Origin of the sequence: Pseudomonas sp. NFX1 (assembly GCF_051123555.1) — a bacterium.
In the GTDB taxonomy this organism is placed as follows: domain Bacteria; phylum Pseudomonadota; class Gammaproteobacteria; order Pseudomonadales; family Pseudomonadaceae; genus Aquipseudomonas; species Aquipseudomonas capeferrum.
The window spans coordinates 5975236-5986175 of sequence record NZ_CP169366.1 but is presented as its reverse complement, the minus strand read 5'-3'; the positions used below and the strand labels follow the sequence as shown (position 1 = coordinate 5986175).

Below are 10940 nucleotides of genomic sequence, written 5' to 3'. Positions count from 1 at the left end.
AACTGCTGCTTTCTTTCGAAAGCCTTTAACTTCAACATCTTACCGCTTGCCCCGAAGCGTTCATCGCTGCGAGGAGGCGAATAATACGCGCTTTGAAATCAGAGTCAACACCTTGATCTGAAAAAACTTTCCAATCGCGTTTTACCCCTGCCCGCAACTAATGAAGGCGCAACCGATCTGTAGATAAACACCCCACGGAGCGTGGCAATCATGAGCGATGCGCAAAGCGAGAAAACGCCAGGCCTGTCGGCAGACGAAGAGCAGGAAGTCAGCCATAACCAGCCGCCACGGGCAGCGGTGCTACACGAGATCATTCGCGCCCAAGGCGACCAGGAACTGGAACGCACCCTCGCAGCACTGTGGTGGTCGGCGCTGGCTGCAGGGTTGTCCATGGGGCTTTCGCTCATGGCCATGGGGTTGTTCTATGCCCGCCTGCCGGAAGGCGACAGCGCCCAGGTAATCGCAAGCATCGGCTACAGTGCCGGTTTCCTTGCGGTAATCCTCGCCCGCCAGCAACTGTTCACCGAGAACACGCTGACCGCCGTGCTGCCAGTGATGACCACGCCCACGCTGGCAAACCTCGGTCGCCTGCTGCGCCTCTGGAGCGTGGTACTGCTCGGCAACCTGGCGGGCACCTTGCTGGTGGCCTGGGTCATGCTGGAGCTGCCGATCTTCGACAGCAAGACTGATGTGGCCTTCCTTGAGGTCGGCCGCAAGGTAATGAAGAACGACATCAGCCAGATGTTCGCCAAAGGCATCGTCTCGGGCTGGATGATCGCCACCATGGTCTGGATGATTCCGTCGATGGAGCACGCCAAGATCTGGATCATCCTGATGATCACGTACTTCATGGCCTTGGGTGACTTCACCCATATCGTCGTCGGTTCGGTGGAGGTGTCCTACCTGGTCTGGGCCGGTGAAGAGACCTGGCGCAGCTTCTTGATGGAGTTCGCCCTGCCGACCTTGGCCGGCAACATCATTGGTGGCAGCTTCATCTTTGCGCTGATCAGCCATGCGCAAGTGCGCAGTGACAGCGGCAAGCCGCCTTCGCGGCTGCTGGACGACCAGGCGCCGCCCTCCCCGCGTCGGCAAGCCCCTGGTAAATGACCCTTAGCGCACCGCCACTGCACGCTCGGCCGCCCGCCTGTGCTCTTGCGCAGGCCTTGGTTGCCACCAGTTCTGCCCGGCATGGGGCGAGTCCAGGCTGACCCGCTCGCCCATTTGCGGCGTGCTTAGCCGCACCTGCGCTTGCGCACTCAGCGCCAGAATGCGCTCGAACGGCTCCTGCCAGCCATGGATGGACAAGTCGAACGTGCCGTTGTGAATCGGCAGCAACCAGCGCCCGCGCAGGTCCAGGTGTGCCTGCAGGCTCTGCTCTGGCTGCATGTGCACGTTCGGCCAGGCGACGTTATAGGCCCCGGTTTCGATCAGGGTCAGGTCGAAAGGCCCGAAGCGTTCGCCAACTTGCCTGAAGCCATCGAAGTACCCAGTATCGCCGCTGAAGAACACCCTCAGCTGTTCATCAATGATCACCCACGACGCCCACAAGGTCTGATTGCTGTCGAACAGACCACGCCCAGAAAAATGCTGCGCCGGGGTCGCGACGAAACGCACGCCGTCGACCTCGGTCTCCTGCCACCAATCCAGCTGACGTACCTTGTCAGGGGCAACGCCCCATTCGATCAACCGGTCACCCACGCCAAGCGGGGCCAGGAAAAGCCCGGTACGCGGGGCAAGCCGACGAATCGCCTGCTCGTCCAGGTGGTCGAAGTGATCATGGGACAGAATTACCGCAGCCAACGGCGGCAACTCGTCCAGCCCAAGTGGTGGGGCATGAAAACGTTGCGGCCCTGCCCATTGCACCGGGGAGGCGCGCTCGGCAAATACCGGGTCGGTGATGAAGAAGCGACCCCGCAACTTGAGCAATATCGTGGAATGGCCCAAGCGCCAGAGGCTGTGATCAGGTGCGTCGAGCACCTGCTGCCGGGTCATGGGCTGCACGGCGATGGGGTTGGCGGGGCGGGTTTCGGGTGGTTTGCGCAAGAACAGGTACTTGAGGCCAATGCGCAGCTTCTTCATCACGCCGTCCTGCGGCAGGCGTGCCTGGTTGTAGAACCGTCCGTCCCAGTGTGGCGCCGGCTCACCGGCAGCGTTAGCGGTGGGGACCATGAGCAGTAGCACTCCGAGCAACAGGAAAGCCTTCATATTACCCCACAGTGATCGCATCAACCGTGAATTGGCTTGTAAGGTCATTTTTCATAGATGAAACACTGTTCAACAATATTCACGCGAGTTATGCGATAAACGGCGCCTTGGCAGAAGAATGATAACCATGATGGACAACCGCAGCGGCAAGGGACTTTCTTTCGTCAAGCGCATCTACCTGCCGCGCATCATCGGTATGGGCATCGGTCTGTTCAGTGTAGTGGCAGCGGTGGCGCCGCTATCGCCGCCGATGTGGGCCTGGCTGCTGTTACTGTTCAATGGACTTTTCTGGCCACATGCCGCCTACCTGTGGGCAATCCGCTCGGCAACGCCTTACCAGGCAGAGCAACGCAACCTGCTGCTGGACTCGCTGATGGGGGGCTTCTGGACTGCCACCATGCAGTTCAACCCACTGCCCAGCGTCACCGTTCTGTCGATGATGACCATGAACAACGTCGCCGCAGGTGGCAAGCGCCTGCTCGTACGCGGTGTACTGGCGCAGCTCGCCGGTATGCTCCTGGCCACGCTGGTGTTCGGCCCCGGGCTACAACTCAACGCCACACCACTGCAGGTTTACGCGTGCCTGCCAATGTTGACGCTCTACCCCTTGGCCCTTGGCTGGGTCTGCTACCAACTGGCAATCAAGCTGGCCGAGCACAAACGCCGCCTCAGTGCGCTGAGCCTTACCGACAGCCTGACCGGTTTGCTCAACCACGGGGCCTGGAAAGACCTGTTGCAAGTCAGGTTCCAGACCTGCCAGCAACAGCAGCATGCGGTGATCGCCCTCATCGACATTGACCACTTCAAGACCATCAACGACACCTTTGGCCACGTGGTCGGCGATTGCGTGCTTAGGCAGATGAGCGAAGAGCTCAAACGCAACCTGCGTGACGTCGACCAGGCCGGGCGCTATGGCGGCGACGAATTCTGCGTGATCCTGCCAGACACCCACGAGGCGCAGGCCTGCCAGGCCATGGAGCGCTTGCGCGAGCGGGTGGCGAACTATCGCAATCCGCAACTGCCGCATTTGCGCATCAGCCTCAGCATTGGCTTGTCCGCGTTTCATGCAGACCTTGAATCCCCCGAGCACTGGCTCGAACAGGCTGACAAGGCCTTGTACACCGCCAAGCACGCTGGTCGTGACCAGGTCAATTTCGCGCAAAGCGAGGCCGCCGGGCTCAGGCTGGCCTATCCTGACTGAACCTCCTTCCTGATTGCCCTGCGGGAGGCTGCTGTTCTTGAAGGAGTCGCTCGCGCATGGCCAGGAACGCCGACCTTCCACCCACCCTTGCCACCCCACATTTCCAAGTCCGCCGCTTGATTGCAGGCTTTTGCGCGGTTTTCGCCTTGGCCTGCCTGGTTACCTTGGGCGCGTTGCTCAATATTGCTGCCACCCTCGATCGCCAGGAGCAGCAACGCAGCGCCTTCCATGCCAGCCAGGCCCTCGAACAACGGTTGCTCGCCTCACGCCAGTTTCTGTCCAGCTATGCCGTGTGGGATGCGGCCTTCGAGCACCTGGCCGGCAGGGCCGACTGGCAATGGGCCTACGAGGAGAAGAACGTCGGCGAATCGCTGTACAGCGCCAGTGGCTATGAAGGCGTATTCGTGGTGGACGACCAGCGCACCACCTACGCCCTGTTCAAAGGCAAGCCCAGCGAGGCGCAAGCCAGTACCTATATAGAAGCGCCCCTGCAACCGATCATCAGCCAAGCGCGGGCGGCCGCCAGCGCTCGCGAGCAAATTACCCGGTTCGTGCTGTTCAACGGCTGGCCTGCAGTGCTCAGCGCGGCCGCCGTACGCCCCGACAAAGACGTGTCGGCCAGCGAAGTGAGCCAGGCGCCCGTCATGCTGTTCGTCGACCAGCTGACCGAGGACAAGCTCGCGCGCCTGGGCACCGGTGCGGGTCTGGCGGGTATGCATATCGAGAAACACGGCACAGGCGAGCATGGCCATCAGCGCATCGAGCTGGGCGATACCGGCTACCACCTGGCCTGGACCAGCCCGCTGCCGGGGCAGCAATTGCTCTGGGCGATGTTGCCTGCGCTGCTCTGCGCCCTGTTGATACTGGGCCTGGTGATGCTCTACCTGTTCCGCCATGCCCTGCGCAGCTCCCGCGCCATCGACCTCAGCCTCAAGCGCCTGCAACAGAGCAACCAGGCCCTGGAGGCCAGCGAGCAGCGTTTTCGCGCCGTGGCCGAAGCCGCTTCCGACTGGATCTGGGAAACCGACCGGCAACAACGCCTGACCTATCTTTCCCAGCGTTTCGTCAGTGTCACCGGCTACCCGGTTGACGACTGGCTGGGCCAGCCGGTCAACCAGCTGCTGGCCTGCGATACCACGCCGTTGTCGCCTTGGCTCGACGCATTGGCCGCCGCCGACCCCCAGCAGTTGGCAAACCTGCGCTGCACCTACCGTGATCACAACGGGCAGAACCGCTACTGCCGCATCTCGGCGCGAGCGATCTGGTACGACGGCAAGCCTACCGGCTTTCGCGGTACCGCCAGCGACATCACGGACGAGGTCGACGCCCATGCGCGCATCCAGCACCTCTCGCTGCACGACCCGCTGACCGGGCTGGCCAATCGCAACAAACTCGCCCGGCATCTCGAACAGGTATTGCTGCGCGGCAGCGACTCGCCGCCACTCACCTTACTGCTGCTGGACCTGGACAACTTCAAGCCGATCAACGATTCCCTCGGCCACGCCGCCGGTGACGCCGTGCTGCAAGAGGTGGCGACACGCCTGCGCGACACCACCCGCGATGTCGACCTGGTCGCACGCCTTGGGGGTGACGAGTTCATCCTGGTTCTGACTGGCATGGATAACCGCAGCGAGGTCGATCGCTTCTGCGCACGCCTGATCAGCCTGTTGCAGCAACCTATCGTGTTTGACAACCAGCCGCTGCACATTGGCGCCAGCATTGGCGTCGCACAAAGCCGCACCCTGGGCTTCGATGCCGGCGAGCTGATCCGCTGCGCCGACATCGCGCTGTACCAGGCCAAGGCAGATGGCAAGAGCACCTGGCGCTATTTCGCCGCCGAAATGAACCAGCAGATCCAGTACCGTCGCCAACTGGAAAACGATTTGCGCCGTGCCCTGCAGAACCAGGAGTTCGAGCTGCACTACCAGCCGCGCTATCGCCTGGGCGACCTGCGCATCGTCGCGGTCGAAGCCCTGCTGCGCTGGCAGCACCCGCACGAAGGGCTGCTGGGGCCAGACACCTTCATCCCGCTGGCCGAGCAGAGCGACATCATTGTTGCGCTGGGCCGTTGGGTACTGCGCGAAGCCTGCCGCACGGCCCACGACTGGCCGGCAGACCTGTTGATTTCGGTGAACCTGTCGCCCGCCCAGTTCTTGCGCAGCGATGTGGTGGCCGATGTGCGCGACATCCTGCTGGAAACCGCGCTACCCGCCCAGCGCCTGGAGCTGGAGATCACCGAGAACGTGATGCTCAACGACATCGAAGGCGCACTCAGCACCATGCTGTCACTCAAGGAGCTTGGTGTGCGCCTGAACATGGACGACTTTGGCACCGGTTACTCGTCGCTGGGCTATCTGCGCACCTACCCGTTCGACAGCATAAAGATCGACAAACGCTTCATCGCCGGCCTGAACAACACCAGTGGCAATGATCGCGCTGTGGTCCAGGCAATCATCAACCTGGGCGAAGCCATGGGGCTGACGGTGACCGCCGAGGGCGTGGAGAGTGAACAACAGCTCAGGACGCTTGAGAAGGACCGCTGCCATGAAGTGCAGGGTTACTTCCTGAGCCGACCTTTGACGAAAGAAAGCCTTGAGGCGCTGCTGCGACAGGCCCCCGAAGGCTCGGCACACCATCTGTTGTAGGAACAACCTATTCGCGGTGCACGGATGTTCCTGCACAGGGGGCCATCAGCGTTTACTGCGTTCGGCCACGATCTCCGGCAAATCGCTGCGCCGCAAGTAGGTCCGCAAGGGCTCGCCGATGTTCAGGCGGTCGTCCACATGCTGCTCCAGCAACAGTGCCAAGCGCGACCGGCACAAGGCCATGCGCGGCCCTTGCTCAGGTCGCCAGACGAATTCGTTGCAGGGGGTGATACTGTCGTCGGCCACGTCCATGCCGAACGCGTCCTCGGAAAAACGCACGATATGAACGCCGCGCTTGCCATGAAAGCCGACGAAACCGTTGAGCTGCTCTGCGGCGTTGCAGATGTCCTGGGAAGTGATGGCCATGACGTAACCTCGCAATAAAAGGAAGTGACGCACGCCGGGCTGCAAACGGTCGCCTCTGCCGGGCGACTCGCAAGGCCAGCCTAACGCAAGTGGTAGAGCATTCGCCAAGGTTTTTCATCATCCTGCCAAAGGCCCGCTAGAATGGTCCTGAACCCCCTTCGTCGCCAACACTGGGACTGTTAATGACCGACGCCATCCATGCCGACATTGCCACGATCGGCCGCATCAATGCTGTGCCCGCCATCCTCCAGGTGATCTGCGAAACAACGGGCATGCGCTTCGCCGCCGTGGCCCGGGTAACCGATAGCAACTGGACAGCGTGTGCCGTGCTCGACACCCTGGGTTTTGGCCTGACCGCGGGCGGTGAGCTCGATGTCGCCACCACGCTGTGCCACGAAATCCGCAGCACCCACCAGACCATCGTGATCGACAAGGCCAGCGAAGACGAGCAGTACTGCCGGCACCACACGCCTCAGCTCTATCGCTTCGAAAGCTACATTTCAGTGCCGGTGTTCCGGACCGATGGCCGCTTCTTCGGCACCATCTGCGCCCTCGACCCTTTACCCGCAGCGCTTAAAGGCAGTGCCATCCAGCCGATGATGGAATCCTTCGCCCGGCTGCTGGCCATCCAGATCGAAAGCGAAGAAGGCGCCCAGCGCACCGAGCAGGCACTGCGCAAGGAGCGGGCCATGGCCGAAGTGCGCGAACAGTTCATTGCCGTGCTCGGCCATGACCTGCGCAACCCGCTGTTCGCCATCACCGCCGGTGCCGAGCTGCTCGCTCAGCGCCTGCAGGACGACCAGCAGCGCACTATCGCCCAGCATATCCTCACCTGCGGCCGGCGTGCCTCGCAGCTGGTGCGCGATGTGCTGGACTTTGCCCGTGGCCGCCTCGGTGCCGGCATCCCCTTGAACCTGCAGGCTTGTCCTGACCTTGCCGAAGGCCTGCGGCATGTCGCCTCGGAACTGCAACAGGTGCATCCGCAGCGGCGGATCGTGCTGGACATCGGCGACATCGGCGGGCTGTACTGTGATCGCGAACGGGTCACCCAACTGCTCTCGAACCTGATCGCCAATGCCCTGACCCACGGCGACCCGCAAGGACCGGTAGCGGTCAAGGCGGCCCTCCAGCCCGGTGAGTTCGTGCTGAGCGTGCACAACCAAGGCGCCCCCATCGCCGTGCAGACCCTGGCGCAATTGTTCCAACCCTTCTCCCGCCCCTTGTCACAGGTACCGCAGCAAGGGCTTGGGCTCGGGCTGTACATCGCCAACCAGATCGCGCTGGCACATGGTGGGCGCATGGAGGTGCTCTCCAACGAACACAACGGCACCTTGTTCAGCTTCCGTCTGCCGCTGGGTCAACCTGGGGCGCCGGCAGCACCACCAGCCAGCTCATGACGGCATGCACCCGGCGCGGCACCTGCCAAGGCCATCACTGTTGAACGCGGTCTTCATGCACCTGCACGCTGGCGGTCATGCCAGCACTGAGGTTCACCCCTTGCGGGATCTGGTCGAGGCGGATCCGTACCGGTATCCGCTGCGCCAACCGCACCCAGTTGAAGGTGGGCTCGACTTCCGGCAGCAGCTGGCTGTCGGGGTTGCTGTTGCGGTCGGTGATACCGCGGCTGATGCTCTGCACATGTCCTTGCATCGCCTCGCCCGCCCCCATCAGCCACACCTTCACCCGGTCACCCACGCGGATGCGCGGTAGCTTGGTTTCTTCGAAGTAAGCCTGGATATAGAAAGTCGAGTCATCCACCAGGGCCATGACCGACTCACCGGTGTTCACGTAGTTGCCCTGGGCCAAGCGCAGGTTGGTGATGTGCCCGCTGCGCGGCGCGCGCACTTCACTGCGCGCCAGGTTGATTTTGGCCACCTGCAATTGCGCTTGGGCCTCATGCAGTTCGCCACGGGCGATAGCGGCATTGATCTGGGCATTTTCACGCAGCTCGGCACTGATCGCCTCCGGCCCCAAGGCAGTACGCCGCGCCGCTTCGCGCTCGCGCAGGCGCAGTTGCTGCGCGCGGGTCTCGGTCACGGCGCTGGCCTGGTCGAACGCTGCCTGAAAGCGCTCGCTGTCGATGCTCATGAGCAGATCACCCGCGTTCACCTGCTGGTTGTCATGCACCTTCAGCTCGCGCACCCAGCCGGACACGTCCGGCGCGATCACCACCACGTCGGCGCGCACACGCGCATCGCGGGTCCAGGGGGTGAGCATGTAGTACTGCCACAGCTGGTAGCCTGCCAACAGGGCCAGGGCCACCACACACAGTGTCACCAAGGTACGTACGACGGTACGCATCGAATCACTCCTTACTTGAACCCTGACAAAAACCCTTATGCAGCGCCCAGCACGCGCACTACCAGGTACAACACGCACACGAACAATGCCGCGTCGAATAATGCTTCATGCCAGATCCAGCGGCCCAACGGCGTGGCCTGTACCAACAAGCGCAGCAGCCCGGTGCACAACAGCGCCAGCAGCACATAAATCAGAAACGGGCTCAACAGCACGCCGCCCAGCGCCCATTCACGCAACCCCATGCACGTCCTCCTGCCAGCGGCACCACTTGCCCCAGCTCTTCTGCAACTGCAGCACCGCGCCTTCGGCCAGGCGCAGCGGATCGCTCGCAGGCAGCCGGCGCAACGCTTCGATGAATTGCGCGCTGGCGTTGTCCAGACGCTGCCCGCGCCCGGGCGCAGGCCCTTTGGCCAGCACGGCCTCTACCTGTTGCAGGTACTCGCGTTCGGCCCGGCCCAACGGTGCCTGGGCGACCGCCAGGCACATGCGCAGGTGCACCAGTTCATCGCCGATATCCAGGCCATGCAGGCCATCGTCCCAGCGCTTGCGCTCGCTTTCAGGCAACTCGCTGGCATGCCGCGCCAGCTGCATGAGGCGGTCGGCCATACGCCCGCCAAACCAGCTGTCGGCGCCACGCAGGTCGCGCCGGGTCAGGCGCACCAGGTCGTGCTGGGTCGCTGCCCGCAGGCGCCGGCCAAGCCACGCCGGGTGGCGGAACACCAGCAAGCGGAACGCCATGACCGCCGCAGACACACCCACCAGCATGGCCAACGCACTGTTGAGCATGCTGGCCACGCCAAACTGCATGGCATTGAGTGGCGACACCAGGACAATGAAGTGCAGGCAATAGGAGGTGGCGGTAGCGCCGGTACGCGGGTGGGCCATGCCCAGCGCGCCCAGAAACAGTGGCACGCCCATGCCCAGGCAGAGCATGGCGAAGCTGCTCCATTGGGGCAGCAGAATTTGCCCGACCAAGAATGCGACCGGGATCGCCAAAAAGATGCCACGCAAGAAACTGAGGCCGATCTGGGCGCCGTTTTCGCGGCTGGCGAACAGGCTGCAGACCACACAGGTCAATATCAGCCCACCCGGCGCCGATGGCCAGGCTGTTGCCAACCAGAAACCACTCATCACCAGAAACGCCAACGCGCTACGTGAACCGAACAACAGGGCCAGCGACCAATCGCGGTGCGCGGCCAGGCCCTGGGACACATCCTTGGGCGCCCTGCCCGCTTCGACGTCGTCCAGCGCCTGGGTCGCGGCCATGGCGTAATCCAGCAACAGCGCCATGCGTGCCAGGCAGTAATGTTCTGCAGAGCTGATCTGCTCGTCATGGGCGGCATCCCAGATGCGCTGACGCAACAGCAAGAGGCTCGGTCGATCGGGGTTGCCCAACTGCGCGCGCAACGCTTCCAACCAGGGCGCCAGGTGCCGAGTTTCGTGCTCATCAAGCTGGCGCCACTGCCGGCGCACCGAGCGGGAGATACGCAGCAGTACCATCAGCTTCTGGCTCAGGCCACGGATGGCGCGGGCGCGCTGGCGCCCGCGGTTGCCTTCGAACCAGGCATGTTCGCGCTGGCTGTCGATGGCGACGATACGCCCCAGGCTTTCCAGCAACCCTTTGCGCGCGTCATCTTCGCCGCCGAGCATGGCGCTGGCTGCCTGCAGGCCATTGTGCCAAGCCTGCCGGGCCTGCCCGCTCAATTGCTGTTCCACGCGCATGGGCCAGATGAGGGCGCTGGTGGCGGTGGCGCAAAAAATCCCCAGGCAGATCTCGGTGCAGCGGGCCACAGCCTGATCGAACACCTGCAACGGGTGGTCGATCGCCGGCAAGGCGATGATCGCTGCGGTGTACCCGGCCAGCACGAAGGCGTAGGCCCAGGCACTGCGCAGCTGGGTCGAAGCCGCCGTGCACAGGGCCAGCCACAGCGCCAGGGTGATCAAAAACAAGCCTGGCGTCTGGGCGAACAGGACGATGAAAAGCACCGACATGAAGGTGCCGACCAAGGTGCCGGCCAGACGCGCAAGGCCCTTTTGCACCACCATGCCCGACAGCGGCTGGGCCACGATAAAGGCGGTCATAAGTGCCCATGAAGGCTGCTCCAGCCCCCAACGCATCGCCAGCCATAGCGCCAGGCCACCGCCAAGCACGGTCTTGATGGCGAACTTCAGGGCGAGGCTGCTGGGTGCGAACAGGGCCTGGAGAGTGATGGGCACGAGGC

Annotated in this window: 9 protein-coding genes; 4 read left to right on the top strand and 5 right to left on the bottom strand. The window is 63.1% G+C overall.

Translation table 11 applies throughout. The annotated features are described in order from the left end of the window. The first annotated feature begins 210 nt into the window (after positions 1-210). Positions 211-1107: a formate/nitrite transporter family protein gene (locus DJ563_RS26975; RefSeq protein WP_047583684.1), complete on the top strand. Its 897-nt coding sequence runs from the start codon at positions 211-213 to the stop codon at positions 1105-1107. Between the two features lie 3 nt (positions 1108-1110). Here DJ563_RS26975 and DJ563_RS26970 read toward each other — a convergent pair whose 3' ends face one another. After that, a complete protein-coding gene (locus DJ563_RS26970) occupies positions 1111-2205 on the bottom strand; it encodes an MBL fold metallo-hydrolase (protein ID WP_434518621.1) in 1095 nt (364 codons plus the stop codon). 130 nt (positions 2206-2335) lie between these two features. On the opposite strand from DJ563_RS26970, the gene DJ563_RS26965 reads away from it, so the two are divergent. Then, positions 2336-3406 carry a diguanylate cyclase gene (locus tag DJ563_RS26965; RefSeq protein WP_434519753.1) on the top strand — a complete coding sequence of 357 codons (1071 nt, stop codon included), beginning with the start codon at positions 2336-2338 and terminating at the stop codon, positions 3404-3406. Between the two features lie 56 nt (positions 3407-3462). Continuing rightward, a complete protein-coding gene (locus tag DJ563_RS26960) occupies positions 3463-6051 on the top strand; it encodes a bifunctional diguanylate cyclase/phosphodiesterase (RefSeq protein WP_434518620.1) in 2589 nt (862 codons plus the stop codon). Positions 6052-6096: 45 nt separating this feature from the next. Here the strand turns inward: DJ563_RS26960 and DJ563_RS26955 are convergent, their stop codons facing one another. Further along, a complete protein-coding gene (locus tag DJ563_RS26955) occupies positions 6097-6417 on the bottom strand; it encodes a DUF2025 family protein (RefSeq protein WP_227696389.1) in 321 nt (106 codons plus the stop codon). Positions 6418-6599: 182 nt separating this feature from the next. Between DJ563_RS26955 and DJ563_RS26950 the strand changes: the two genes are divergently transcribed. After that, a complete protein-coding gene (locus DJ563_RS26950; protein WP_274098823.1) occupies positions 6600-7814 on the top strand; it encodes a GAF domain-containing sensor histidine kinase in 1215 nt (404 codons plus the stop codon). Positions 7815-7848: 34 nt separating this feature from the next. Here the strand turns inward: DJ563_RS26950 and DJ563_RS26945 are convergent, their stop codons facing one another. From DJ563_RS26945 to DJ563_RS26935, 3 genes are read right to left on the bottom strand one after another with little or no spacing between them, the layout of a single operon-like run. Continuing rightward, positions 7849-8718: an efflux RND transporter periplasmic adaptor subunit gene (locus DJ563_RS26945; protein WP_047583682.1), complete on the bottom strand. Its 870-nt coding sequence runs from the start codon at positions 8716-8718 to the stop codon at positions 7849-7851. 35 nt (positions 8719-8753) lie between these two features. Then, positions 8754-8960 (bottom strand): DUF1656 domain-containing protein, encoded by a 207-nt coding sequence (locus tag DJ563_RS26940; RefSeq protein ID WP_274098824.1) that lies wholly within the window; start codon positions 8958-8960, stop codon positions 8754-8756. Next, positions 8947-10935 (bottom strand): FUSC family protein, encoded by a 1989-nt coding sequence (locus tag DJ563_RS26935; protein WP_434518619.1) that lies wholly within the window; start codon positions 10933-10935, stop codon positions 8947-8949. Before DJ563_RS26935 ends, DJ563_RS26940 begins: the two co-directional genes overlap by 14 nt. Between the last annotated feature and the right edge of the window lie 5 nt (positions 10936-10940).